The sequence below is a fragment of the Streptomyces chumphonensis genome (genome assembly GCF_014779715.1).
In the GTDB taxonomy this organism is placed as follows: Bacteria; Actinomycetota; Actinomycetes; order Streptomycetales; family Streptomycetaceae; genus Streptomyces; species Streptomyces chumphonensis.
The window spans coordinates 46085-71509 of the sequence record NZ_JACXYU010000002.1; the positions used below are offsets into that span (position 1 = coordinate 46085).

Annotated in this window: 19 protein-coding genes and 1 pseudogene; 10 read left to right on the plus strand and 10 right to left on the minus strand. The window is 71.9% G+C overall.

The features are described from left to right. Positions 1-12: 12 nt before the first annotated feature. The 4 genes from IF129_RS26880 to IF129_RS05500 all read right to left on the minus strand — a co-directional run bounded on the left by IF129_RS26880 (position 13) and on the right by IF129_RS05500 (position 4481). On the minus strand, positions 13-744 hold the full coding sequence (locus tag IF129_RS26880) for an acyl-CoA dehydrogenase family protein (protein ID WP_318153566.1): 732 nt from the start codon (positions 742-744) through the stop codon (positions 13-15). Between the two features lie 486 nt (positions 745-1230). Beyond that, positions 1231-2496 (minus strand): DUF6365 family protein, encoded by a 1266-nt coding sequence (locus IF129_RS26150; protein WP_224754479.1) that lies wholly within the window; start codon positions 2494-2496, stop codon positions 1231-1233. 18 nt (positions 2497-2514) lie between these two features. Next, entirely contained in the window at positions 2515-3621 is a 1107-nt protein-coding gene (locus tag IF129_RS26885; RefSeq protein ID WP_318153568.1) for a glycosyltransferase, read from the minus strand. 38 nt (positions 3622-3659) lie between these two features. Beyond that, positions 3660-4481 carry a methyltransferase domain-containing protein gene (locus IF129_RS05500; protein WP_191208335.1) on the minus strand — a complete coding sequence of 274 codons (822 nt, stop codon included), beginning with the start codon at positions 4479-4481 and terminating at the stop codon, positions 3660-3662. Between the two features lie 764 nt (positions 4482-5245). Here IF129_RS05500 and IF129_RS05505 point away from each other — a divergent pair. Together IF129_RS05505 and IF129_RS05510 are read left to right on the plus strand one after the other, a co-directional pair. Further along, positions 5246-5842 carry a glycosyltransferase gene (locus IF129_RS05505; protein WP_381480541.1) on the plus strand — a complete coding sequence of 199 codons (597 nt, stop codon included), beginning with the start codon at positions 5246-5248 and terminating at the stop codon, positions 5840-5842. Continuing rightward, positions 5817-7175, plus strand: a complete 1359-nt coding sequence (locus IF129_RS05510; RefSeq protein WP_191208337.1) for an MFS transporter — start codon at positions 5817-5819, stop codon at positions 7173-7175. Before IF129_RS05505 ends, IF129_RS05510 begins: the two co-directional genes overlap by 26 nt. Before the next feature lie 16 nt (positions 7176-7191). On the opposite strand, the gene IF129_RS05515 is transcribed toward IF129_RS05510, so the two are convergent. Next, positions 7192-7683 carry an NUDIX hydrolase gene (locus IF129_RS05515; protein WP_191208338.1) on the minus strand — a complete coding sequence of 164 codons (492 nt, stop codon included), beginning with the start codon at positions 7681-7683 and terminating at the stop codon, positions 7192-7194. A gap of 59 nt (positions 7684-7742) precedes the next feature. Continuing rightward, entirely contained in the window at positions 7743-8525 is a 783-nt protein-coding gene (locus tag IF129_RS05520) for a glutamate racemase (protein WP_191208339.1), read from the minus strand. Positions 8526-8825: 300 nt separating this feature from the next. Here IF129_RS05520 and IF129_RS05525 point away from each other — a divergent pair, with 300 nt between their 5' ends. Together IF129_RS05525 and IF129_RS05530 are read left to right on the plus strand one after the other, a co-directional pair. Continuing rightward, a complete protein-coding gene (locus IF129_RS05525) occupies positions 8826-9341 on the plus strand; it encodes a DUF6643 family protein (RefSeq protein WP_191208340.1) in 516 nt (171 codons plus the stop codon). Positions 9342-9410: 69 nt separating this feature from the next. Beyond that, positions 9411-10235, plus strand: a complete 825-nt coding sequence (locus IF129_RS05530; RefSeq protein ID WP_191208341.1) for an MOSC domain-containing protein — start codon at positions 9411-9413, stop codon at positions 10233-10235. A 145-nt stretch (positions 10236-10380) separates the two neighbouring features. Here the strand turns inward: IF129_RS05530 and IF129_RS05535 are convergent, their stop codons facing one another. Continuing rightward, positions 10381-10830, minus strand: coding sequence for a Crp/Fnr family transcriptional regulator (locus IF129_RS05535; RefSeq protein WP_191208342.1), 450 nt, complete (start codon positions 10828-10830; stop codon positions 10381-10383). A gap of 144 nt (positions 10831-10974) precedes the next feature. Here IF129_RS05535 and IF129_RS05540 point away from each other — a divergent pair, with 144 nt between their 5' ends. Then, a complete protein-coding gene (locus IF129_RS05540; RefSeq protein WP_191208343.1) occupies positions 10975-13368 on the plus strand; it encodes a phosphoketolase family protein in 2394 nt (797 codons plus the stop codon). 50 nt (positions 13369-13418) lie between these two features. Here IF129_RS05540 and IF129_RS05545 read toward each other — a convergent pair whose 3' ends face one another. Both IF129_RS05545 and IF129_RS05550 read right to left on the minus strand, forming a co-directional pair. After that, a complete protein-coding gene (locus IF129_RS05545; protein WP_191208344.1) occupies positions 13419-14789 on the minus strand; it encodes a family 2B encapsulin nanocompartment shell protein in 1371 nt (456 codons plus the stop codon). A gap of 52 nt (positions 14790-14841) precedes the next feature. Further along, positions 14842-16263: a family 2B encapsulin nanocompartment shell protein gene (locus IF129_RS05550; RefSeq protein WP_381480545.1), complete on the minus strand. Its 1422-nt coding sequence runs from the start codon at positions 16261-16263 to the stop codon at positions 14842-14844. Positions 16264-16784: 521 nt separating this feature from the next. Between IF129_RS05550 and IF129_RS05555 the strand changes: the two genes are divergently transcribed. Next, entirely contained in the window at positions 16785-19214 is a 2430-nt protein-coding gene (locus IF129_RS05555; RefSeq protein ID WP_191208345.1) for a right-handed parallel beta-helix repeat-containing protein, read from the plus strand. Positions 19215-19678: 464 nt separating this feature from the next. Here the strand turns inward: IF129_RS05555 and IF129_RS05560 are convergent. Continuing rightward, positions 19679-22036 (minus strand): annotated as a pseudogene (locus IF129_RS05560) (hypothetical protein); the annotation flags it as partial. Positions 22037-22364: 328 nt separating this feature from the next. Here IF129_RS05560 and IF129_RS05565 point away from each other — a divergent pair. From IF129_RS05565 to IF129_RS05580, 4 genes are all read left to right on the plus strand, one after another. Then, positions 22365-22853, plus strand: coding sequence for an SRPBCC family protein (locus IF129_RS05565; RefSeq protein WP_191208346.1), 489 nt, complete (start codon positions 22365-22367; stop codon positions 22851-22853). Between the two features lie 233 nt (positions 22854-23086). Continuing rightward, positions 23087-23314: a hypothetical protein gene (locus IF129_RS05570; protein ID WP_191208347.1), complete on the plus strand. Its 228-nt coding sequence runs from the start codon at positions 23087-23089 to the stop codon at positions 23312-23314. Beyond that, complete coding sequence (locus IF129_RS05575) at positions 23314-24813, plus strand: sensor histidine kinase (RefSeq protein ID WP_191208348.1); 1500 nt, start codon at positions 23314-23316, stop codon at positions 24811-24813. Before IF129_RS05570 ends, IF129_RS05575 begins: the two co-directional genes overlap by 1 nt. Continuing rightward, entirely contained in the window at positions 24743-25402 is a 660-nt protein-coding gene (locus IF129_RS05580; RefSeq protein WP_191208349.1) for a response regulator transcription factor, read from the plus strand. The genes IF129_RS05575 and IF129_RS05580 overlap by 71 nt, the downstream gene beginning before the upstream one ends. Positions 25403-25425 lie beyond the last annotated feature (23 nt).

Sequence of the window (25425 nt, forward strand, 5' to 3'; positions counted from 1 at the left end):
CAGCTCCTCGTCTCACGGGGTGCGCGGTGGTTCCCATCCGGTCATGAAACGCACGTAGGCGGTGGCTGCGGGAGGGAACTGCAAGCCGCTGTGTCCCGCACCGCAGGTCACGTCCCGCCACCGACGTTGCAGTTCCTCAGACTCGTCCTGTGCACGGGTCCCCGCCGTGCGCACGAGCTTCCCCACAGTGCCGGCCAGAAGGTCTGCAGCTAAGGCGCAGTCACGTCCGTTGCGGGCAATGGTGTGAGCAGACCAGTGCGCCTCATCGACACGCCGTGCCACACTTTCCAGCAGAAGAAGGGCAGCATCGATCTCTCCCTCAGCCCGCGCATACTGATGCTCGAAGGGGGCGGCTTCCGCAGGCGGAGTGACACCTTCCCTCGAGGCCGTGACCTTGCTGCCGACGATCTGCCACCAACGGGACAAGGCCGCACGCGCCGAGCCGAGCAGCGGGGCGGCAAGCGTAAGACCGTTCGCCGCCTTCAACGGAATCCGGTGGCATGCCGATGACTCCCCAGGAGCCGAGCCGGCCAACAGGACGTCCAAAGGCAAGGAGCGGTACTCCGGTACCAGGACGGAGTCGAGTGTCACCGTGTGGCTGCCGGTCCCCCGTAGACCGATGGTGCGCCATGTGTCCTCGACTCGGTAGTCGGAGCGGGGAACGGCACATACCCGCACGTGGGCGGCGCCCCCTCGGTGCTCGGGCACCCGCGCGGCCAGCAGCGCCCAGTCTGCGAAGTCCACAGCACTGACGTACGCCCAACCGCCGCTAACCCGCCACCCTCCCCGCACCGGTCGCGCCGTGCCCGTCGGTGCGAGACCCGCGCTGATGACGGTGCTCGCCCCTTTCTCCCAAACGTCTTCGGGGCCCGGGGCCGGAAGCGCGGCGACCAGGCGTCCGGCGCTCGCGATGACGGAAGCACACCACGCCGCAGACGTGCAGCCCCGCCCCACCGTCGCCACCGAGGTGAGAAGAGTCGCGAAATCACCTTCCGCGCCACCATGGACAACTGGTGCGAAGTGCGCGGGAAAGCCAGCATTCACCACGGCCTCGACGACGGGCGGTGCCAGGCGGCGTTCGGTGTCAGCTACATCCGCGTACCGAGCGGCAACAGCGGTAGCGTCCGCTGCGGAGGCGGGCGAGGCGAGAGAGGATACGTGGACCATCGGCTAGTTCCTTTGGGGAGTGCGTACGAGGTCACGGAAGGCGTGGCGAACCGGCTCGGCGGGCTACACCCCCGTCTCAATGGCTGACAGGAAGGCCTCCGCGACAGGAGGGAGCCCGCCCATGGCGTCGCGATAGCGTGCTCGCATTTCGGCGAGTCGTTCTCGCGTACCGATGTCGTACAGCACTGCCTCGAGCCCCCCGACGACCGCCTCCTCGTCGAGGAGTTCGGTGAGCAGGACGGTCTCAGTGAAGGGATTGTCTCGCAGCATCCCCCGCAGGAAGGCGGTCCACCGAAGCGGCCAGGCGTAGAAGGGAGGTACGGGCCCGGGGAAGGAGTTCAGCCAGCTGTGCACGGCGGATGTCGGCCCACCCAATCGACCCTTCAGTGCCATGACGTCCTCAGGCCCGTCGGCTCTGACAGAGTTGACGGTCAGCACGCCCGGCACATCGGCAAGAATGGCCCGCTCCAGCGCGTAGGAGGTGAGGAAGACCGACGAAATCCCATCGACCGCACCGAGAATCTGGTGGTACCGCGCCACCGTAGGAGCTGGTTCCACATGGCACCGTTCCGAGGGGAGGCCGAGACCCTCCAGATAGGGGCCCGTCATGACGAAGCGGGTCTGCTGGGGAAGGCGCCGGAGGTAGTGACCGAACAGCCGGGGCACCCGCTCGGCGAGTTCACGAGTCGCCGGGCCTGCTCGCGTGCGCATCGCGTGCTGCCACGGAAGTGTAGGAAACATCAGGAGACGCTCCTCTGGCGCCGCACCGAGCGAACGTCGCACCTCGAATCGCTCAGCGGCTGTCGAAGGAACGATGTCGCCATTGGCTCGGTAGGGGAGCACGAACTGGCCGGCTCGCTTGTACGGCGTCTGAGGGCGGTTGACGGGAACGGGCAGGAGACGTGTAGGCATGTCCTCGTCGTGCCGGTCGATGTCGACCACTCGGCCGAGTACCTCCACGCGGCGACCGGTACGGGGGAGGTCGTACAAATCGATGGGTACGACCGGCGGGCCTAGGTCACACACATACCAAGGATCGGTTTCGTAGTTCAGTCTGTGCTGGAGCCAATGACCGAGGTAGTCACTGAGTATGATGGCGCGCGGGGCCACACGACGCACCACGGCCGCTACAGTCTCACGCACCCGCGGCCCCATGCCGTCGTGGACCAGGGAGTAAGGGTAACCGGCGGACCGGATTGCGTCCTCGTTGCCCGCATCAACGACGAAATGCGACTCGATTCCGACAGTGCTCAACTGATCGGCGAGATCGGTCCCGACCGTCAGCTCGTGCAGAGTTTTAGCGAGCGTGGCTATGAAGAGCAGTCGCATGGCAGCTTCCTTGTACAGTCAGGCCTTGACGTGCCGGGCGACCAGCGATTCCACAGTACCGACCACTTCAAACATATTCGGCAGGCCGGATATTTCGGCGGCGAGATCTGCAGCGCGTTCCCGGTAGGCCGGGTCTGTCAGCACTCGGGCACAGGCCTGCACGATATTCTCCGCCGAGTCTTCTTCAGGGAGGATCATCGTCGCGGCACCGTACCGACTCAAGCGCTCGCTGTAGTCCACGCAATACGGCAGATAGGGCACGAGTATCTGCGGCACACCATAAGAGGCGTACCCCATCGTCGTATTCCCTCCGGCGTGATGTACCACGAGGTCACATTTCGGCGCCGCCTGGGGCAAGGGGATCCACCCCGCCCGGACATGAGGGGGAAGCGGCTGAAGCCGCTGAGCGACGTCCTCAGGAGCGGCGACAAGGACCTCGACATCCAATTGAGAGACTTTGTCGACGAGTCCTCGCAGGATCCCGAAGTCGGAGTCGGGTGTCACTCGGCTCCCTGCGGAGACCAGGACCCGCGGTCTGTCACTCCTGCGGTACGTCCAACTCTGCACAGGTCGCTGGGTCGAGTAAGGCACATACCGCATCAACTGGGCGACCGGCGCGTCCCAAGGTCGCAGGCTGGGCGGGCAGATGTCGATGAACAAGTCGGGCCGCGGCATGTCGTAGAGGCCCAACTGTTCCATCTCCGGGGCCAACTCCGCAGCCGCGGCGAGATCGATGGTCCGAGGCTCCCCCATGTCGATGGCCTGCTTGACATAGGGAACGCCCGCATAGGCCGCCACGAGCGGAGCGGCGAAGGCCAGGGCCCCGCCCACCACCACGTCAGGAGGCCAACGGTCGACCAGCGCCAACAGTCCCTCGAGACAGGAGGCCGCATACCGGCCGAAGGTTCGTCCGTTGAAGATGTACCGCTCGTGGAGATCTTCCGGGATGGGAACGCGCACCCCCCGCCGGTCGACCAACGCTTCCTGCATGGCTTTCGAGGACACCGGCACAGCGGGCAGGGCCGCGTTCATGATGGTCGGCATGCAGTTCTCCGGAGCGGCCATCAGCACCTCATGGCCGGCGTTGCGCATCTCCTGAGCCAGAGGAACGATTCCGAAGATCACTCCCGAAGTCCCGCCAGCGACGAAGAGAACCCTCATGGTCAGGCACTCTTGAGCGCAGTGATGATGCGATATCCCAGGAGATCCCGCTCCAACTGAGCAACCTTGCCGATCATGGCCTTGAACTCGGCAGCGAACTCGGCGCCGCCCTTGGAGACGACCTTGTGATAGTTCTCCTCGACTGTGCGGTCGATCCGGGCGGCCGACCTGCGCAGGTGGTATCCGGCGTCCTCGTCGTGCTGCACGGTGAAACCGGCAGAGGTAAGCATCCGAAGGTAGTCCTGTGGTGTGGGGAGTGCGTCCACAGTGAAGCTCTCGGCGAGGACATCACGCCATTCGGGGGAAAGTGGCATCGTTTCCGCGTAGTCCGAGAGAACCAGCACACCGCCAGGCACCAAGACTCGCTGCATCTCTTCGATCGCCTTTTGCCGATCGGTCAGATACATCACGCACTCCATGGCCCACACGGCATCGAACGTGGCGTCACCGAACGGCAGGGCCATTGCGTCCGCCCGCTCGAAGTCGACCCGCTCAGCCACTCCGGCTGCTTCGGCCTCCCGCGTCGCGCCCTCCACCTGATCCGCGCTCACCGTGATGCCCTTCACGCTTGCGCCGGTGGACTTCGCCAGACGAATCGCCGGTCGGCCCCGACCGCACCCGACATCCAGTAATCGTTGTCCGGGCCCGATCCCCACACGCTCGACCATCACGTCGGTCAAGCGGTCCTTCGGATCCACTCCGGGACTCTTGTCATCCCAGTAGCCGATGTGCAGGTTCTGCCCCATGAAGATTTCCCAGAGCCAGCCCCGGTCATCGTAGAACTCGCCGACCTCGTCTGGGGTAAGCGCGTCATGCTCGGCCATCGGGCACCATCCCTCCCACGTGTGCCATGGGGGTCTGACGCTGGCAAGGGGTAGTCGAATCGCGTTCGAGGCGCAGTCGCGGAGTCCGTCGGGAACCGCGCCTGGGCCGGTGGCGGGAGCACGGCAGAGGTGCCCTCGGGCCACCCCGTTGGTTGCACCACTGACGGGCCGCTCCGTAGACGTGCTCTCCACCGAGACGCGATCAGTCCTCCAGAAGAGTGCGTCAGCATCGCCCTATGAGGATCCTTTTCGCGGTTGACCACCGGCCGGGAGCGATCTCTGCCAGTACCCCGCTGGCCCAAGCCGCCCGCAACGCAGGGCACGACGTCATCATGGCCGGTCCGTCCTCCGCGGTTCCCCTCATCCTCTCCTACGGTCTGCCGGCGTCCCCTGTGGTTCGGTGGGACACTCCCCCTCACAACACTGCGGCTTCCACTGGACCGGCGTCCGAGACGAGTCGCACCCAGACCGAAATCGCCACGCAACCGGCGGAATCACTCAGCGAACTCGTGAACTCATGGGCACCACACCTTGTCGTCTCCTGCACCGCTGCGACGATGAGGCCCCTCGCGGGGCACGAAGAGCTCCCATGGATGCACCTGGCCTTAGGGCTCCACGAGGCCCGAGGCGTCGAGGAAGCCAAGGCTTCCGACCTCGCACACAGGCTGCGGGCAGGGGGGCCGAACTTCCGGACGCGGTTCACGGCGACGATCAGCGTCATGCCGCGCTCCATAAGTCAGCAGGGGGCCGAACCGACACTCCCCATGCGCCACATCATCTGCGGAACGCAACAGCTCGTCGAACCGTGGATGCACCTCAAGGGCGATCGCCCACGCGTACTGTTCGTGCTCCCGGAGACAGACGGCGTGTCCGCCGCCCACCACCACACGACGCGGCTGATCAAAGCAGCCGCTCACCTTGATGTCGAACTCCTCATAGCGAGCACGTCGGGCCCGGACGAGTTCAGCGGATTCCTGCCGCTCGACGCACGTGTCGGCCGCTTTCCGGTGGCTGCCCTGATCGCGACCTGCGACGCCGTCGCCCATAGCGCGGACGCAGCCACCGCCCTCGACTGTATGGCCGCGGGCGTGCCGCAGATCGTTCTCCCGGCAGGAGGAAGCCGAGCTCACCGAAACGCAGTCGTGCCGACCTACGGTGGGGCCCTACAGCTGCACAGCGGACACGAGCACCGAGGACTTGCCGAAGTGGTGCGGTCCGCGCTAGAAGACTCCGTTGTCCGCGGCGCGGCACGGCGCCTGCGTCTAGAGGTGGAAAGCATGCCTCCTCCAGCCTCCCTAGTGGCCATGCTCGAGCAGTCTGCCGTCTCCCCGGTCGATGAGCGAACCGCACGGATCGGCTGAGTTCCGCACCGTCTCGGCTCTCACGGCACTTCATGGGGCCGCCCTTCCGACCATTCGCTTCTTCCGCATCGCCTACGGAGTGTCCGTGCATACGCCAGCTTCACCATCGGCCGCATCCACATCCCTCGGCCCCGGCCGGGGAGCTCTGCTCGTCCTGCTGCTCGGCTCGACGTTGACGATCATGGCAGGAACGGTCATCGCACCGGTGGTCAGCGTCATCAGGGGCGATTTGGGGGTCAGTGGCACGCAGGCTGGACTGATCCTCACTGCGCACGGCCTCTCCCTCGCCATCGTCAGCCCCTGTGTGGGGTGGGCGATCGACCGCTGGGGGGTGCGGTTACCGCTGGCGGGCGGGTTGGTGCTCTACGGGATCGCAGGTGGCGCCGGCGTCTTCATCGAGTCCTACACCACGCTGATCATCAGCCGGTTCGTGTTCGGCGTCGGTGCCGCTGCCCTGTTCAGCGGCACCACGGTGGCGTTGCTGGCGCTCTACCGGGGCACCATGCGCGACAAGGTGGCGGGATGGCGGGGTACCGCCATCAGCCTCGGCGGCATCGTCTGGCCGCTCGTCGGTGGAGGGCTGGGGACCTTGTCCTGGCACGGCCCCTTCGCCGTGTACCTGCTCGGCATCCCCCTGGGCATCGCGGTCCTGGCCACGCTGCCGAGGACGGCGCCTCCGCCGCGGCAGGCCGGCACAGGGGCGATCGCATTCATCCGACGACAGCCCCGTCTTCTGACCCTCTACGCGCTCTCCCTCTTCAGTTCCTTCTTGCTGTACGTACTGGCGGTCTTCCTTCCGCAACGACTCACCGAGCTCGGCACCGCCGACCCTTTCGTGATCTCCCTCGTGGTGACGAGCACGTCGGTCTCGGGGAGTCTGGTCGGCCTGTGCTACGCCACGTTGAAGGGTCGACTCGGCTACGTCAGTCTGCTGCGTGCGGCCCTCGCGCTGTGGACCCTCGCGCTGCTGATCATCGCCATGGCGGGGCACCCCGCGCTGCTGACCCTGGCCACCGTGCTGTTCGGCCTGGGCAGCGGTGTCGCGGTTCCGGCGCTGGCGATGATGATCGGAGAGTCCGCCCCGCCCGCCCTCCGCGGACAGGTCATGTCTCTGTCGGGCACCGCCAACTTCCTGGGTCAGTTCATCGCACCGCTGATCGTAGGACCGGTGATCGGAGCGACATCGATAGCGACAGGGTTTCTCGCCGCGGCCGGCGTGGGACTCATCGTCTGCCTGGCGTCGTTCGCCATGCGGGACGACCAGCCGTCGCAGACCGAGGACGTTCCCCCGACCACGGTGGACGGCGCCCCGCGGGCAGACCGGCACGACTGACCGCGAGCGGGACCCGCTACCCGGGCGCGGAGCGTGGCGGGGCGGGGGCGAACCAGGCGGGGCCATCGCCGGTGGCCTGGTTGATGCGGAAGAGGTCGAACTCCTCAAGCGGCGGCAGGGCGTCGCTGGCGAACCAGCCGACCTCCAGCGACTCGTCGTCGTTCACCCGTGCCTCGCCCCCCACCGCACGGCAGCGCAGCGTGATGTCGAGGAACTGGCAGGCGTCGCCGTTCGGGTAGCGCATGGGCTCCCTGCTCTCGACGAGCACGAGGTGCTCCGGCACGCAGTGCACGCCGGTCTCTTCGAGGACCTCGCGCACGGCCGTCTCGGCGGGCTGCTCCCCCGGTTCGCAGATGCCGCTGATGACGGACCACAGCCCGGTGTCGGCTCGCCGTCCGAGCAGGACATGTCCCGCGTCGTCGTGGACGATCGCGGTCACGGCGACGAGGGGGAGCAGGCGCTGCCCCACGACGTCCCGCAACGCGCGGATGAACTCGGGCACGGGCATGCGCCGACCCTACGCCGTCCACCGCGCGGTGGAGCGGGGCGCCGGGACGCGCCGCCCGGTCAGGCGGGGCTCGGGACGACGAGGCCGCGTCCGGCGGCGTAGCCGAGCGCCGCGTCGGTCAGGCTCTCCCGGCGGCCGCTGCGCAGGACCACCAGCGACGGTTCCCCGGGCGCCGAGGCGTCGTTCCGGGGCCGTACGCGCCGCAGGGCCTGCGCGGCGACGGCCTCCGCCGAGCCGTGCAGCACGGGCTCGGGGGCGCCCGGGGTGCGCACGGCCGCCAGGATGCGCCCGGCGACCAGCTCGTAGTGGGTGCAGCCGAGCACGACCGCGCGGACCCCGGACGGGGTGAGCGCCGCGGCGGCCTGTACGGCGAGGTCGACGGCGGCCTCGTCGGCGCGTTCGACGGCGTCGGCCAGGCCGTGGCAGGGCACCTCCGTGACGTCGACGCCGTCGGCGAAGTCGGCGATCAGCCGCCGCTGGTAGGGGCTCCCGGTGGTGGCGGGGGTGGCCCACACGGCGACGGGCCCCCCGGCGGCCACCGCCGGCTTGACGGCCGGGACGGTTCCGATCACGGGCAGGGCGGGTTCCAGCGCGGCGCGCAGGGCCGGCAGGGCGTGGACGGAGGCGGTGTTGCAGGCGACGATCAGCGCGTCGGGGTCCAGTTCGGCGGCGGCGCGGGCGCAGGCGAGGGCGCGCGTGGCGATGTCGTGCGCGGTTCGCGGACCCCAGGGCATGCCGTCCGGGTCGCTGGACAGGATGAGCCCGGCGTCCGGGCGTGCCCGGCGCACCGCGGCGGCGGCGGGGAGGAGCCCGATTCCGGAGTCGACGAGTGCGATCTTCACGCGGAGAAGCGTACGCGGAGAACGCCGGGGCGCGGTGGCAGGTGCCGCTCGGGGCACGCCGCGCGGATGCGGGCCCGAGGGCGCCGGGACGGCCACCGCCCGGCCGGGGAGCGGACACCGCGGGTGCGGGGTTCCGCGCGTTACCGCAGGAAGATCGACTCTTTACAACATCCCTACGGAACGGGATGACCGATTTTCCCCGGTTCGCTCAGATGTAGCAGAGGCCGACTCTCCAGACCTCGTAAAATGCCCCCTTACCAGGCTCCTCAGACGGCACATCTTCGGCTTAACTTATGGAGCATGACCTCCCCCTCCCCCCGCAGCACCTACGGTGGTGGCTACTACGGTGCCCCCGCCTTTGCTGACACCCCGATCTACGACAGCCTCGTGGCTGAGCGGGGCACACCGCAGATAGCCCCCATCCGCGTGCCGGCCGCGTACGACACCGGTGGCCACCTGCCCGCTCTGCCCGCCGCCCTGCCGGCGCTGGCCGCCGGTTCCGGCGCCCAGCACACCGCGCCACGCGGCTACGGCCACCCGCAGGCCGCGGCCCCCCAGCCGGGCGCGCCGCAGCCCGCCCCCCTGCACCAGGCGCCCGCGCCGTTCGTCCCGCAGCAGAACACCGGGGAACGCGGCTACGGCCATCCCGGCCCGCAGCACGGCGGCCCCGGCTACGGACAGCAGCCCTACCAGCAGCAGCCGCAGATGCGGCCGGTCGCCCCGCGTCCGGCGGCGCCCCGGCAGATGCCGGCACCGAGCGCGCCGGGTGCGTACGGCGACCCGTACGGGCGCGCGTACCCGGGGGCCGGTTACTGACCCTCCCGCGCACCGCAACGGCCCCGCCGAGGCGGTGGGTTGAGTGCGGCGGGGTGGCACGATGTCACCATGCCGACACCGATACTGACCGCGCTGCACGTCTATCCGGTGAAGTCGCTGGCCGGTACCACCCGACGGGAAGCCGAGGTCGAACCGTGGGGGCTGGCCGGTGACCGCCGCTGGATGGTGGTGCGGGAGGGCCGTCAGCTGACGCAGCGGGACGCACCCCGCCTCGCCCTCGTCGTGGCACTCGAGCGTGCGGAGGGCGGGGTGTCGCTGGACGCCCCGGGGATGCCGCGGCTCACGGTGGACGCGCCCGGGCCGGCCGGAGCGGCGCTCGACGTGACGGTCTTCGGGAGCCCGGTGCGGGCCGGGAGTGCCGGCGCGCGGGCCGACGCGTGGCTGTCCCGGTACATCGGCACGCCGGTACGGCTGGTCCGGATGACGGCCCCGGAACGGGACCGCTCGGTCGATCCCCGCTTCGGACGCCCACAGGACACGGTGAGTTTCGCCGACGGCTATCCGCTGCTGCTGACCGCCGAGTCGTCCCTGGAGGCGCTCAACTCCCTGATCGCCGAGGGGGATCACGCGGACGAGGGCCCGCTGCCCATGAACCGCTTCCGGCCCAACCTCGTCGTCGGGGGCACGGCGCCCTGGGCGGAGGACGGCTGGCGGCGCCTGCGGGTGGGGGAGGTGGAGTTCGAGGTGGTCAGGCCGAGCGGGAGATGTGTGGTCACCACCACGGACCAGGCGACGGGCGGACGGGGCAAGGAGCCGCTGCGCACCCTGGCCCTCCACCGCCGGTCGGGGGACCGGCTGATCTTCGGCCAGAACCTGGTCCCGCGGACCGCGGGCACGGTGCGCCGCGGAGACGAACTGCGCGTCCTCGGCTGAGGCGCCCGGCACCCGGCCGCCGGGGAACGGCCAGGAGTGCTTCCCAGGCGGCCGGGTCCTCCTCGCCGTGGGGCCGCTGACCCAGTCGGTGAGCACCGCGGCGTCGGCTCGGGTCGGTGTGGCCGGGGAGCCGCGGCCGGGCGGATCAGCCCGAGCCGTACGGCCCGAAGGCCTCCAGGAGCCGGGCGCGGGAGCGCTGGAGGCGGTGCGAGATGATCTCACCGACGGCCAGCGCCAGCGCGTAGCCCAGTTCGTGGTCCTCCTGGCACAGCCCGCGCACCTCGGCCGCGTCGAACTCCAGTGCGCGCACCGGGCTGCCCGCCTCGCCGCCCATGTGCCAGGTGTACGGGCGGAAGAGCCAGGACCAGCCCAGCAGTTCGCCGTGCCCGACGGTCTCCACCGCCTGCGGACGCCGGCCGGGAATGTGCTGGTCGAGGGTGACGGACCCGGTGTGGATGATCCAGAACCGATCCGCCCTGGCCCCCTCCTCGAAGAGGCGTGCCCCGGCCGGGAAGGAGACGGGGCGACCGAGGGCACGGAGTCGCTCGCTGTGGCCCGGCGGCAGTGAGCCGAGCAGTCCGGTCATCGTCCGCATCGCTGGGCCTCCTCGCCTCGCCGGACCTGCGCCTGGCCGGGCCTGCCCCGGTCGCGGCTCGCGCGGAGGCGGGTGTGTGGGCCGGAGCAGCGCGGTAACCCGCTCCGGAACCGCCGTGACGCACACCCCTTCGCCGGAGGGCCCATGACAGGCATCCATCGTCTCACCGAACGCGCTTGCGAGCAGCTCGATGCGCACTGGCGCGCTGCGAACTACCTCGCGGCCGGACAGCTGTATCTCAGGGGGAACCCGCTGCTGCGGGAGGACCTGCGCCCCGAACACGTCAAGGCGCGGCTCCTCGGGCACTGGGGCACGTGCCCCGGACTGACCCTGGTCTACACCCACCTCAACCGGCTGATCAGCGAGCGCGGCCGGCGGACGCTGTGCGTGTGGGGGCCGGGCCACGGCGCGGCCGGAGTCCTGGCGGGCGCGTGGCTCGACGGGACGTTCGGCGAACGGGACCCGGACGCCGCCCGTGACGGCGACGGCATGGCACACCTGTTCCGCCGGTTCTCCCACCCCGGCGGCCTCGGCAGCCACACCGGCCACGCCGTCCCGGGCTCACTCCAGGAGGGCGGAGAGCTGGGGCACTGCCTGTCGCACGCCTACGGCGCCGCCTACGACCATCCCGACCTGCTCGCCGTCTGCGTCATCGGCGACGGCGAGGCGGAGACGGGACCCCTCGCCGCCTCCTGGCACGCCAACAAGTTCCTCGACCCGGTGCACGACGGCGCGGTGCTGCCGATCCTGCACCTGAACGGCTACAAGATCGCCGGGCCCACCGTGCTGTCCCGCATCCCCGAGGAGGAGCTGGGGGACCTGCTGCGCGGCTACGGACACGAGCCGCTGTTCGTCACCGCGACGCCGGACAGCGCTCCGTGCGACGTCCACCGGGCCCTCGCGGAGGCCCTGGACACCGCCGCGGACCGCATCGCCGCCCACCAGCGGGCCGCCCGGCAAGACGGCGTCACCGCCCGCCCGCGCTGGCCGGCGATCGTCCTGCGCACCCCCAAGGGCTGGACGGGGCCGGACACCGTGGACGGCGTCCCGGTCGAGGACACCTGGCGGTCCCACCAGATCCCGCTGTCGGCGGTGCGGGAGGATCCGGCACATCTGCGGGCGCTCGACGCGTGGCTGCGCTCCTACCGGCCCGCCGAGCTCTTCGACACCGACGGCCGCCCCCGGCCCGAGGTGCTGGCCTGGGTGCCGCGGGGCGACCTGCGGCTCGGTGCGACCCCGTACGCCGACGGGGGTCGGTTGCGGCGCTCGCTGCCGCTGCCGGACCCGTCGGCGTACGCCGTGCCCGCCGAGGAGCGCGGCCGGGACCGCCACGAGCCGACCCGGGTGCTGGGCGGCCTGCTGCGCCACGTCCTGGACGCCACCGCCGACCGCAGGGACTTCCGCGTCCTGTCCCCGGACGAGCTGGACTCCAACCGCCTCGGAGCCGTCTACGACGCGTCGCCGCGCGCCTGGCAGGCCGGCCTTCGGGAGACGGACGAGCACCTCGGCCGGCACGGCCGGGCGATGGAGGTCCTCTCGGAGCACCTGTGCCAGGGCTGGTTGGAGGGCTACCTGCTCACCGGGCGGCACGGCGTCTTCGCCAGCTACGAGGCGTTCGCCGGGATCGTGGCCGACATGGCCACGCAGCACGCGAAGTGGCTGCAGAGCGCCCGGGAGGTGCCGTGGCGCGCCCCCGTCTCCGGGCTGACCTACCTGCTGACCTCGCACGTGTGGCGACAGGACCACAACGGCTTCTCGCACCAGGACCCCGGCTTCGTGGACCACGTCCTCAACAAGAGCCCGGAGGTGGTGCGGGCGTACCTGCCGCCGGACACCAACACCCTGCTGTGCGTCTTCGACCACGTGCTGCGCACCACGGACGTGGTGAACGTGGTCGTGGCGGGCAAGCAGCCGTGCTTCGACTGGCTCGGCCCCGCCGAGGCGCGCGAGCACTGCGCACGCGGCGCGGGGATCTGGGAGTGGGCCGGCACCGAGACCGGCGAGCGGGAACCGGACGTCGTCCTGGCGTGCGCCGGGGACGTCCCGACCGAGGAGACGATGGCCGCCGCCGCACTGCTGCGCGGGTGGCTGCCGGAGCTGTCGGTGCGCGTGGTCAACGTCGTCGACCTCGCGCGGCTCGTTCCCGCCGACCGGCATCCGCACGGGATGGCGGACGCCGCGTTCCGCGCCCTGTTCACCGACACCCGGCCGGTGGTCTTCGCGTACCACGGGTACCCGTGGCTGATTCACCGGCTCCTGCACGGCAGGAACGCCGACGAGCGCTTCCACGTGCACGGCTACCGTGAGTCGGGGGCGACCACCACACCTTTCGACATGGTCGTGCGCAACGGCCTGGACCGGTACCGACTGGCGATGGACGTCATCGACCGCGTGCCGGGGCTGGTGGGCCGGGCGGCGGGCGTGCGGCAGGCCATGGCCGACGTGCGCCACCGCCACCACGCCTGGGTCCGCGAGCACGGGACGGACCTCCCGGAGGTCACGGGCTGGCGGTGGCCCGACGGGGCCGCCGAGCGCTGAGCGCGCGTGCGGTGGCCGCGGCGGAGTGCCGGGCCACCGCACGCGGGCGGTCAGAGCTGGACGTCCTCCAGGATGCCGAGGGCGTCCGGGACGAGGACGGCCGCCGAGAAGTAGGCGCTGACGAGGTAGGAGATCACCGCCTGGTCGTTGACACCCATGAAGCGGGCGTTGAGGCTGGGCTCCAGCTCGTCCGGGATGCCCCTCTGGTGGAGGCCGACGACGCCCTGGTTCTCCTCCCCGACGCGCAGGGCCAGGACGGAGGTGGTGTTCTCGGGGGTGATGGGGATCTTGCTGCACGGCAGGAGCGGAATGCCGCGCCACGCGCGTACGGTGCTGCCGTGCGACTCGGTCTCCCCCGGGTACAGGCCCCGGGCCGTGCACTCCTGACCGATCGCCGCGATGGCCCGGGGGTGGGCCAGGAGGAACTGGGTCTTGCGCCGCCGTGAGATCAGTTCGTCGAGGTCGTCCGGCGTGGGCGGCCCGGTGCGGGTGTGCAGGCGCTGGCGCGGGTCGGCGTTGTGGAGCAGCCCGAAGTCCCGGTTGTTGAGCAGCTCGTGCTCCTGCCGCTCGCGCAACGCCTCCACGGTGAGCCGCAGTTGCTCGGCGACCTGGTCCATCGGCTCGTTGTAGAGGTCGGCGACCCGGCTGTGCACCCGCAGCACCGTCTGCGCCACACTCAGCTCGTACTCGCGCGGCGCGATCTCGTAGTCCACGAACGTGCCCGGCAGCACCGGCTCCCCGTCGTGTCCGGACGCCAGCTCGATCTCGGCCTCGCCCCGCTTGTTCTGTTTCGGGATCGCCGGCCGCGACCGGCGGTCCAGGTGCTCACGCAGCGCCGGCGATCCGTCGACGACGGTGCGGAACTCCCCCAGCGGCAGGGCCAGCACGGTGCACCGGGTGAGGGCGCGCAGGCTGTGGTCCCAGGTGCCGGCCTCGGTGGCCAGGGCGTGGTCCCCCGCCCATGCGCCGTCGGCCAGCCGCCCGAGGTCGCTCTCGGCGTCGTAGGCGCCCGCCGCGACCTTGCCGACCTTACCGTGGACGATGAGCAGCACCTCCTCCACCGGCTGGTTCTGCTCGGCCAGCAACTCCCCCGGGCTGTACTCCCGCTGGACACAGCGGTCGGCCAGGGCGGCCAGCTCGTCGCCCTCGAAACCGGACAGGGCCGGCATCTCGGTGAGCTCGGCGGGAATGACCCGCGCCTCCCGTCCCGTGACCAGGAACTCCATGCGCCCGTTGCCGAGGGTGTGGCACAGACGCCGGTTCACCCGGTAGGTCCCGGCGGACACCTGCACCCAGGGAAGGATCTTCAGCAGCCACCGCGAGGAGATGGACTGCATCTGCGGCGGCGTCTTGGTCGTGGTCGCCAGCTGCCGCGCCGCCGCGGTGGCCAGACTCGTCGGGTTCGTGTCGGTGGTCGTCATTCCGTGTGGGCCTTCGTTCGCGGGTGGTCGGGTGCGTCACATCCGGACACGGTCAGTGCCCGACCTCGACGTCCTGGAGAATTCCGAGCGCGTCGGGAACGAGCACCGCCGCCGAGAAATAGGCGCTGACGAGATAGGAGATGACGGCCTTTTCGTTGATGCCCATGAAACGGGCGGAGAGGCTGGGCTCGATCTCGTCGGGAATTCCCGTCCGGTGCAATCCGACGACACCCTGCGCCTTTTCGCCGGTGCGCATGACCAGAATGGAGCTGCTGCCCTGCGCGGTGACCGGGATCTTGTTGCAGGGCAGAACGGGTACGCCCCGCCAGGCGGGGACCTGGTGGCCCCTCATGTCCACGGTCCCCGGGTACAGGCCGCGGCGACTGCACTCCCGCCCGAAGGCGGCGATGGCCCTGGGGTGCGCCAGGATCACGTCCGGGTCCTTCCAGACCGTCGCGAGGAGCTCGTCCAGGTCGTCCGGGGTGGGCGGTCCGGTGCGGGTGTGCACGCGCTGGCCGAGGTCGGCGTTGTGCAGCAGCCCGAAGTCCCGGTTGTTGACCAGCTCGTGCTCCTGCCGCTCCCGCAGGGCCTGCACCGTGAGCCGGAGCTGCTCCTCCAGCTGGTTCATCGGCTCGTTGTAGAGGTCGGCGACGCGGCTGTGCACCCGCAGCACGGTCTGCGCCACACTCAGCTCGTACTCGCGCGGCGCGGAGTCGTAGTCGACGAACGTGCCCGGCAGGGCCGGCTCCCCCGTGTGGCCGGCGGCCAGTTCGATGGCCCGCTCCCCGTCGGCGTTGTGCCGGCCGGGCGCCTCGCCACGGAACGCGGCGAGGTGCTCGCGCAGGGCGGGGGCCCGGTCCGCGGTCTCGCCGACGGCGTCGCGCGGCAGCAGCAGGACGGTGCCGCTGGTGAGCGATCGGAGGGTGAATTCCCAGGCGCCCGGGGTCTCGGCGGCGATCTGGTGGGAGCCGACGTGGTCGCCCCCGGCCAGGACGCCCAGCTCCGTCTCCTCGTCGTACAGTCCGCTGCCCAGCTTGCGCAGTTTGCCGTGGGCGATCAGGACGACGTGGTCGACCGGGCTTCCGGCCTCGACGACGACCTCGTCCGGCCCGAAGTCGCGCTGCACGCACCGGCCGGCGAGCCGGGCCAGGACCTCGGAGTCGGTGAAGCCGCGCAGCGGCGGCAGCTCCCGTAGCTCCTCGGGGATGACGGCCACCTCGGCACCGGTGGTGGTGAACTCCACCCGGCCGTCGCCCAGGGTGTGGGTGAGCCGGCGGTTGACCCGGAAGGTGCCGCCCGACACCTGCACCCACGGCAGGACGCGCAGCAGCCAGCGCGAGGTGATGGACTGCATCTGCGGCGGCGTCTTGGTCGTGGTCGCCAGCTGCCGGGCCGCCGCCGGGGCGAGGCTCTGCCGCGCCGGGGAGCCGTCGCCACGCGAATGCATCTCGATGGGGTCGACCGAAGTCGTCACGCAGGACACCACCTATCACTGTGGAACGCGGGCTGATTCCGCCCGCCGTGCGCAATGAACATAACCAGTCGGTGAGATAATTGGAGTTCACTCGAAAGAAGCGCGGCGCCGTGATTGCGGGTCGGACAACACGGGTAACGAGCCGCGAGATTCACGCCTTCGACTACCAAGTGTCACGACGGAATCCCGAGTGACTACCCTCCGCGAGAACTTCTCCTTCGATGGTTGACCGCCACACACACGACGGGTGTTGGCGTGGGGGCGCAAAGGGCGCACAGGGGGCGCACGCCGCGCACGCGGAGGGTCACAGGTCGTCGTACCCTACGGGGGACGCGCCTGCCGCCTCCCCGATGGCCCGGACCGCGGCCCCCCGCCGCTACCGGGGAACGCGTGACAGGTCTCCGGCCGTACGCGCTACCGTGGTGCACCGCCGCCCACGTGTGGCGGCTCCGATCGCCGTCCGCCCGGGTGGACGGCGTGTTCTCGCACGTATCGCACGAGGTTTGGGGCACGACGGTCCTATGGCGCACGGCTCGGTCCAGGTGACGTACACCAGCACGTCGCGATGGCGACGCCGCACCGGGGACTACTCCTCGCTGGCCGCCGCGCTCGAGGCCGCCGGGGACGGCGACGTGCTGACCGTCGCGCCCGGAACCTACCGGGAGAACCTCGTCGTCGAGCGGTCCGTCACCCTGCGCGGTCCGGAGCGCGCGGGCGCGGGCTCAGTCCGGATCAGCCCGCCCGACGGCGTCCCGCTGACGATACGTTCGGCCGCCGTCGTGCGGGACCTTCAGATCGAGGGCCAGGACCAGGCGGCTCCGGCCCTGTTGGTCGAGGACGGCACGCCCGAACTGTCCGGGCTGCGGGTGGTCACGCGGTCGGCGGCCGGTGTCGAGGTCCGCGGCGGCGCCCGCCCGACCGTGCGCCGCTGCGTCGTGGACAACCCCGCGGGCGCCGGTTTCGATCTGTCCGGCAGCGCGGGCGGGCTGTTCGAGGACTGCGAGGTGGTGGCGGCCGGACGGTCGGGTTTCGCCGCCAGGGACGGAGCCCACCCCCGGCTGGACCGGTGCCGCGTCCACCACACGGGGGGAGCGGGCCTGGAGCTGACGGGCGAGGGCACGGCCGTGGAGGCGGTCGGCTGCGAGTTCTACGAGGTACGGGGCAGCGGCGTGCACGTGACGGCCCGTGCGCTCGGGCAGCTGACGGACTGCCGGGTGCACCGGACCACGTCCGACGGCGTGACCCTGGACACCGACGCGGTGCTCACGCTCACCGACTCCGACATCCACGACGTCCCCGAGAACGCGGTCGACCTGCGCTCGCGGTCCGTGCTGACGCTCGTCCGGTCCACCGTGCGCCGCTTCGGCCGCAACGGCCTGTCCGTGTGGGATCCGGGCACGCGGGTGGACGCCAACCGCTGCGAGATCCACGAGAGCACCGGGGACTACCCGGCGGTGTGGGTCAGCGACGGAGCCACCGCCGTTCTGGACACCTGCCGCGTGCACTCCGTCCCGGACGCCCTGTTCGTCCTGGACCGGGGCTCGCGTGCGGACGTCGTCGACAGCGACCTGACGCAGGTCCGCGGCACCGCCGTGTCGGTGAGCGACGGCGCGACCGTGGAGTTGGACGACTGCCGGATACGTGAGGCGGCCACCGGCGCGTGGTTCCGCGACCACGGCAGCGGCGGCACGCTCTCGGGCTGCACGATCGACGGAGCGGCCACCGGCGTCATCGTCACCAAGGGCGCCGACCCGGTCGTCGACCGGTGCACGGTGACCGGCCCGGCCGAGGCCGGCTTCTACGTCTCCGCCGAGGGGCGGGGCACGTTCACCCAGTGCCGCGTGACCGGCTCGCGCGGCTACGGCTTCCACGTGATCGACGGCTGCCGCTCGGTGCTGCGCCGCTGCCGCACCGAGCGCTGCGCGCGCGGCGGGTACGAGTTCGCCGAGGACGGACCGGTCGCCGAGGACTGCGCCAGCGACGAGTCGGCCGCCCCGGCCGCCGCGGAGCCGGTGCCCGCCGCCGGGTCCGCCGGAGGGTTGCTGGCCCCGCTGCCCCAGCCGGCGGCCACCCGGCCTTCGGCGCCGGAACGACAGCCCGCGCCCACGGCGGAGGCGGCCGCCGACGCAGTGTCGGCGGCCCGGCCAGCCGACGAAGTGCTGGCCGAACTCGACGCCCTGGTCGGTCTGGAGAGCGTGAAGCGGGAGGTGCGGGCCCTCACGGACATGATCGAGGTCGGGCGGCGCCGTCAGCGGGCGGGCCTGAAGGCCGCCTCGGTGCGCCGGCATCTGGTCTTCACCGGCTCACCCGGCACGGGCAAGACGACGGTGGCGCGGCTGTACGGCGAGATCCTGCACGCCCTGGAGGTGCTGCAGCGCGGGCACCTGGTGGAGGTGTCGCGCGTGGACCTCGTCGGCGAGCACATCGGCTCCACGGCCCAGCGCACCCAGGAGGCCTTCGAACGGGCCCGGGGAGGCGTGCTGTTCATCGACGAGGCGTACGCCCTCTCCCCCGAGGACTCCGGGCGGGACTTCGGCCGCGAGGCCATCGACACGCTGGTCAAGCTCATGGAGGACCACCGCGACGAGGTCGTGGTGATCGTCGCCGGCTACACGACGGAGATGGAGCGCTTCCTGGCGGTCAATCCCGGCGTCGCCTCCCGGTTCTCCCGCACCATCACCTTCGGGGACTACTCGGCCGACGATCTGCTGCACATCGTGGAGCAGCAGGCCGACGAGCACGAGTACCACCTGGCCGAGGGCACGCCGGACGCGCTGCTCAAGTACTTCGACACCCTCCCGCGCGGCCCGTCGTTCGGCAACGGCCGCACCGCGCGGCAGACGTTCGAGGCCATGGTCGAGCGGCACGCGGGCCGTGTCGCGGGGCTGAACGACCCCAGCACGGAGGAGTTGACGCTGCTCTACGCCGAGGACCTCCCGGCGCTGCCCTGAGCCGGATCGCCCTCCTGCCGTCCCACGCGGGCCGGTGACGGTGCGTCGTGCCCGGCGGTCGGCGGTTCGCCCTCGGAGCGCCGGGGGCGGGCGGGCAGCAGCCCGGAGCGGACCCGTGCCAGCACGCCCGCGGCCCGCAGGAGGGCGGCGGTCCCGGTGCCGACGGCCAGCGCCGCCGCGCCGCCGGCGGCGACCATCAGCACGGTGGCGCCACCGGGGGTGCGGGCGGCGGGCAGCGAACCCAGGGCCGCTGCCACGGCGAGCGCGACGAGGGCGACGAGCCCCAGCCCGGGCCCGCCGCGCACCAGGGCCCGCACCTCCCTGCGGCGCCCCGACTCCTCCGGGCGGCCGGCTGCGGCGTGCTGCGGCGGCACTCCCTCCGCCGCGCCGCCGCTCCCGGAACCGCGTCCCTCGGGGTGTGCGGGATCCGCGAAGGCCGCGCGGGGAGGCGACGTGGGGCCGCCGGGCGCGGTCCGGGCTTGAGGTGTCCGCGGCGCGGGCGGGACCGGCCGGCCGCGGGCACCGGCGTCCGGTGCGCCGGGCCGGGCCCCGAGCCCGGCCAGCAGCGCGGCCCGCTCCGCCGCGAAACTCGGGTCCAGGTGGTAGTCGCCGTGCCCCAGGACGGGCGCGAGGAGCGGATCACGCAGGGTGCGCCCGAAGGTCCGCGGGTCGGGCAGCGGCCCCCGGTCGACGCCGGGCACCTTCACGGGCCCACCGATGGGGTCGGTGAGCCGCCACAGGTTGCGCCAGTGGTCCACCTGCGCGGAGAGCGCGCCGAGGGGGCCGGGGCCGAACCAGGCGGGGAACCAGCGCCCGTACAGCCTCTCCAGCGGGGAGCCGTAGGTCAGCAGGGCGACCTGGCCGCGGGTCGCCGGGTCGAGTTGCCACACGGCCGCGGCCGCCAGCACGCTTCCCTGCGAGTGCCCGGAGATCACCAGGCGGCCCCCGGTGAGCCGGGTCCAGGTGCACATGCGCCAGGTGAGGTCGGGTACGGCGCGCTCGGCGTAGCAGGGGGGCGCGAAGGGGTGGGCGGCCCGGGGCCAGAAGGTGCCGACGTCCCAGAGGACGCCCACGGTCCGCCGGGCCCCGGCGTCCCGGTAGGCGCGGCGTCCCAGCGCGACGAGCACCAGGACCAGCCCGCCCATCAGCCAGGACCCGAGGCCCTGGGCGAGGTCGGCGGCCGCCGCGACGGGCGGTGGCGCGCCGTCCACGGCGTGCTCGGGGGCGTGGCCGCTGACGAGTGCTCCGGCCACCGCGCCGGCCCCGAGCAGGGCGGTGAGGCCCGCGACGGTGCCGACGAGGACGGGAGCCTCGTCGGTGAGCCCGGCCCGGGCGATGGCGGAGGCGATCCGGGCACGGCGCGCGGGCACCCGGGTGTCCTCGTCGGGGTAGCCGTGGGCGACGTCCGGGGCGAGTCGTCGGCCGAGCCTCCACACCCGCACGGCGCAGATCGCCGCGAAGACGGCGACGGCCAGGACCACCACGGGGATCACGGCCGCCTGCCAGGTCAGCACCACGGGCGGGCCGGCGATCCGGGCACCGGGGAGCGCCGCCGAGGAGCCGGGGGCGAGGGTCTCGGCCGCCCGCTGGGCGACACCGCCGGTCAGAAGGCCGCCCAGCGCGCAGGCGAGCAGCGCCACGGCGGGGCCGCCGAGGCCGCCCAGGGCGCTGCGGTGCGCGGTGGGGGCGCGCCGGTGCAGGACGAGGGCGGTGCACGCGAGGGCCAGCACGAGGGCGCCCTGGACGGCCGTGGAGACGCCGAAGTAGCCCGTGCCGGGCAGTTGGGCACTGGCCCGCCAGCCGGGGCGGTCCCACCCGGTGTGCACGGCCGTCAGCGCCAGGAGGGTGAGGGCGGCCCAGGGCAGCAGCCGGGCGGCGTGCGTCTCCGGCCGGTCGTCGGTGCGGCGCTCGCTGCGGCCGCGCCGGGCGACGACGACGCAGACCAGCGTCCACAGCGCCGCACCGGCGACCGCCAGCAGGACACCGGTGACGCGGAGCGCCCCGCCGCGCGGGCCGTCGTACTGCGCCGCCGCCGCCTGGAGGGCCGCCGTGACGGTGAGGAGGGCGGCGGCCGTGTGCGCGGCCCGCAGCCGGGCCACGAGGCGGCGGCCGTACCAGAACCCCGGGAGGCTCAGCGGCTGTTCCTCCGCCGTTCCGTCTCCGCCCGGGCAGCGGTCCTCGGCGGTCGGCGGCGTCGCCGACTCGTACGCGCCCCAGGTACGGCGCGCGAGCCACCACAGCAGCCCGACGAGGGCGAGGGGCAGAACCGAGGCGACGACGAGACGGCGCCCGGGCAGGCTCCACCAGCCGCCGTCGCCCTCGGCGAGGAACGTCAGCCAGGAGGTGTCGGCGGCACACCGCGCCGAGCCGGCGCACTGCCAGGCGGCCAGGTCGAGGGCGACCTCGCCGGCGGCGGCGGTGAGCAACACGGTCAGGGTGAGCGCGATGAGGCGTACCAGCACGCCGTACCAGCGGTGTGCGGGATGGTCGCCCGGTGCCGCCGGACGCATCCAGTGCGCCAGGTTGACGATCATGAAGGGCAGCAGGACGAGCCACAGCGCGCGGGCTCCGTTGCCGGAGGTGAGTCCGGCCCAGCAGTACGCCTCGCGCACCGGCCGTCCGCCGTGCCGGGCCGGGTGGTCCTCGGCCCGCGCATCGTCCGCCCGACGGTGGATGCCCGCGGTGTCGTCCCCCGTGACCCGGACCGTCCGGGGATCGTCGAGCATCGCCTGCGGCGTGGCGCCGCCGACCCCGTGGACGAGGAGTTCCAGCGACGGAACGCCGGCCGGGCCGCGCCGCGGCGGAGCGCCCGGTTCGCGCATGTGCGGTACGTCAGCCATGTGCGGTTCCCCCGATGTCCCGGCGGCCCTGACGTCTCAGGATCGGGCCGGGACGCCGCCCTGTGCAGCCCCCCGGGGTGAATGCGGGGCGAAATCGTGACCGGACGGGGGAGGAGGTGGCGTCGAGCGGGACGCGGTGCTCTGCTGGCTCCACTTCGTTGTGCTCTTCTCTCGGTATGCGGGGCCTCACGGCGCGGCGGTGTCGTTGCACAATCTGGCGGAGTGGGAGTGCGGCCGTCATCTCACGGGCTCCGACCGGCGCGTCGTCCCGACTGCTGACAGGTCGCCACGGCCGCCGTACGCTCCGGTGATGAGACGGCATCTCGTGGACGTACCGGTGGAGTTCGTCCACCTCGCTCCCCTGCGGCTGACGTGCCGGGTGCGGGTGGCGGCGGCTCCGGCAGAGGTGTATCGGGCGCTGGCCGAGGGCACCGCCGGGCGGCGAGGACCGCGTCTTCAGCGCGGGGCGAACGGGCCACGGGCGACCGGGGCCTGGGTGGTCGAGCCCGCACGGCGCGGCGGTGGTCCGGTGGTCAGGGGGACGGTTCTCGCGGCGCGCCCCGGGGAGCACTACGCCTACCGGGCCGACGAGGTGCGGGTGCCGGGTGTGCGGGCCCTGGTCGCCGACTGGCGGCTGACGCCGGGCCCGACCGGGGGCACGCGTGTGGTCCGCACGCTCGCCCTGGACGTCGCGCCGGTGCTGCGCGTCCTCGCGCCGCTGGCCCGGCCGTGGCTCGGCGGCACGTTCCGGCGGTCGATGCGCGAGCTGGACGCCCGGCTCGAGAAATCCCGTGAATGATCGCGGCGGCGACGGCGGGGAGGCGGGCGGCCCGCCGGGGGTTCTCCCGGTCGGTGCATGAGAATTCTCTCCTCGTGACCGGCGCCGGTAGCATGAGCAGGCAGAATGATCGGATGCTGTGGCGCAGGCTGGGATTGGCAATAGGAGCGGGAGCGGCCTTACCGGCATTACTGATCGTCTGGCACTGGCCGGGTCAGGACGAACCGCCGTCCATAGGTCCTGCGGTCGTCCTCGTGCCCCCGTTCCCGCAGACACCACCGGTCACCTCCGCGCCCCGGCCCGTCGAGCCACCGCCGACCACCCCGCATCCGTTCTGCGCGTGCCCCTGGTGCGATGGCCGGGCGGTGGCGGGCCTGCCGCCCCCCGAGGTCGATGACGACGACTTCTGGGACGATCTGACGGATTGGGAGGAGTGGGACGCGTCGGACTGCCCGTGGGAAGACGACGAGTGGGACGACTGATGCCGAGATTCGCCGTCAGCGCCCGGTCGCGGATCGTGGGCTGGATGATGCTGCTGCTGATCGGAGCGCTGGCCGTGCCCACGTTCGGGATCTCGGTCCTCTGGCGGGCCGAGTTGGACCGCCAGGTCGACGTCCAGCTCCGCGCCGAGGCGGACAAACTCCGCGCCTTCGCCCGGGCCTCCCGCGACCCGCACTCCGGCGATCCCTTCACCACGGGCGCCGAACTGCTCACGGCGTTCATGACGGTGCACCACCCCGCTCACAACACGGCCTTCTTCAGCATCGTCGAGGGGCGCGCCCATCGGCGCAGTCCCGGCCCGGTGCCGGTCCGTCTGGACCGGGATCCCGAGGTCGTGGCCATGATGGCGGACACGACCGATCCGAGCATCCGATGGCTGGACACCTCCGTGGGGAGGGTCCGCTACGGGGTCGTCCCGGTGCAGGTGCGGAGAGACCCCGCCGACACCCGACTGGTCCTGGTGGCCTTCCGGGACCGGCAGTTGAGCCGGGAGTCGCAGATGGCGAAGACGCTCCTGGCGTCGGGCTGCGTCGCCCTGCTGGTGGCGGGAGCGGCCAGCTGGTTGGTGGCGGGCAGGGTGCTGGCTCCGATCCGGCTGGTCCGGCAGACGGCGGAGCGGATCGGCGAGACCGATCTGACGCAGCGCCTCACGGTGCGGGGCAACGACGACGTGGCACAACTCGCCGAGATGTTCAATCACATGCTCGAACGGCTCTCGCACGCCTTCACCTCACAGCGACGCTTCCTGGACGAGGTGGCGCACGAGCTGCGGACGCCCATCACGGTCGTGCGCGGACATCTGGAGTTGATGGACACGGCCGACCGCGAGGCGTCCCAGCAGACCCGTGCCCTGCTCCTCGGCGAACTGGACCGCATGAGCAGGATCGTGGACGACCTCCTGCTCCTGGCCCGGGCCGAGCGCCCGGGCTTCCTCACCCTCGGGACGACCTCGCTGACCGATCTGGTGGTAGACGTGGTGGCCAACGCGCAGGGGTTGGGCCGCCGGCACTGGCAGGTCGCCGAGGTTGCCGACGCGCACGTGGACGTGGACGCCCAGAGGGTGACGCAGGCGATGATGCAGCTCGCCGCCAACGCGGTCGCCCACACGACCGAGGCGGACACCATCGAGATCGGTTCTCGGCTGCGCCGCGGCCGGGTGGTGCTGTGGGTCGCCGACACCGGGCCGGGCGTGGCCCCGGAGGACCGCGAGCGCATCTTCCACCGCTTCTACCAGGGCGACGCGGCGAGCTCCGGCAAGGCCAGCACCGGTATCGGCATCGGGCTGGCCCTCGTCGACGAGATCGCCCAGGCCCATGGCGGCGCCGCCCACGTCGAGGACGCCGCCGGAGGTGGGGCGCGCTTCGTCATCGATATCCCCGCATCGCAGCCGAGGACGGAGGACGTGCACGGTGAACCGGATCCTGATTGCGGAGGACGAGGCAAGAATCGCCTCCTTCGTCGAAAGGGGGCTGAGCCGTAGCGGATACGTCACCCATGTCGTCGCCGACGGCGTCTCCGCCTACGAGCTGGCGCGCGGCCGGGACTTCGACCTCCTGATCCTCGACCTCGGTCTGCCCGGCCACGACGGACTGACCGTCCTGCGCAAGTTGAGGGACGCACGTGTCACCCTGCCCGTCATCATCCTCACCGCCCGTGACGCGGTGAGCGACGTCGTGGCCGGACTGGAGAGCGGCGCGGACGACTACATGTCCAAGCCCTTCGCCTTCGACGAGCTTCTGGCGCGGGTACGACTGCGGCTGCGCCGCGAGGAGCCGCCGGAGGGCTTCCTGCTGCGGGTGGGGGACTTGGTCCTGGACCTCCGGACCCGCCGGATCCGCGCGGGGGACCAGGTCGCCGAGCTGTCCGCCCGCGAGTTCGCCCTGGCGGAGATCCTCATGCGCAATCCCGACCGCGTGCTGTCGCGGGAGCAGCTGCTCAGCCGCGTGTGGGGGTTCGACTACGATCCCGGCTCGAACATCGTCGACGTCTACGTCCGCTACCTGCGGCGCAAGATCGGGGCCGCGCGCGTCCAGACCGTGCGCGGGGTCGGCTACCGGCTCAGAGCCTGACCCGTGCCACGGCTCCGGCCCGG

What these genes read in the sequence shown, in the direction of transcription:
- IF129_RS26150 (WP_224754479.1), bottom strand. Translation starts at nt 2,496, where the DNA reads ATGCGACTGCTCTTCATAGCCACGCTCGCTAAAACTCTGCACGAGCTG.
- IF129_RS05500 (WP_191208335.1), bottom strand. Translation starts at nt 4,481, where the DNA reads ATGGCCGAGCATGACGCGCTTACCCCAGACGAGGTCGGCGAGTTCTAC.
- IF129_RS05505 (WP_381480541.1), top strand. Translation starts at nt 5,246, where the DNA reads ATGCGCCACATCATCTGCGGAACGCAACAGCTCGTCGAACCGTGGATG.
- IF129_RS05510 (WP_191208337.1), top strand. Translation starts at nt 5,817, where the DNA reads ATGAGCGAACCGCACGGATCGGCTGAGTTCCGCACCGTCTCGGCTCTC.
- IF129_RS05515 (WP_191208338.1), bottom strand. Translation starts at nt 7,683, where the DNA reads ATGCCCGTGCCCGAGTTCATCCGCGCGTTGCGGGACGTCGTGGGGCAG.
- IF129_RS05525 (WP_191208340.1), top strand. Translation starts at nt 8,826, where the DNA reads ATGACCTCCCCCTCCCCCCGCAGCACCTACGGTGGTGGCTACTACGGT.
- IF129_RS05530 (WP_191208341.1), top strand. Translation starts at nt 9,411, where the DNA reads ATGCCGACACCGATACTGACCGCGCTGCACGTCTATCCGGTGAAGTCG.
- IF129_RS05535 (WP_191208342.1), bottom strand. Translation starts at nt 10,830, where the DNA reads ATGCGGACGATGACCGGACTGCTCGGCTCACTGCCGCCGGGCCACAGC.
- IF129_RS05540 (WP_191208343.1), top strand. Translation starts at nt 10,975, where the DNA reads ATGACAGGCATCCATCGTCTCACCGAACGCGCTTGCGAGCAGCTCGAT.
- IF129_RS05545 (WP_191208344.1), bottom strand. Translation starts at nt 14,789, where the DNA reads ATGACGACCACCGACACGAACCCGACGAGTCTGGCCACCGCGGCGGCG.
- IF129_RS05555 (WP_191208345.1), top strand. Translation starts at nt 16,785, where the DNA reads ATGGCGCACGGCTCGGTCCAGGTGACGTACACCAGCACGTCGCGATGG.
- IF129_RS05565 (WP_191208346.1), top strand. Translation starts at nt 22,365, where the DNA reads ATGAGACGGCATCTCGTGGACGTACCGGTGGAGTTCGTCCACCTCGCT.
- IF129_RS05575 (WP_191208348.1), top strand. Translation starts at nt 23,314, where the DNA reads ATGCCGAGATTCGCCGTCAGCGCCCGGTCGCGGATCGTGGGCTGGATG.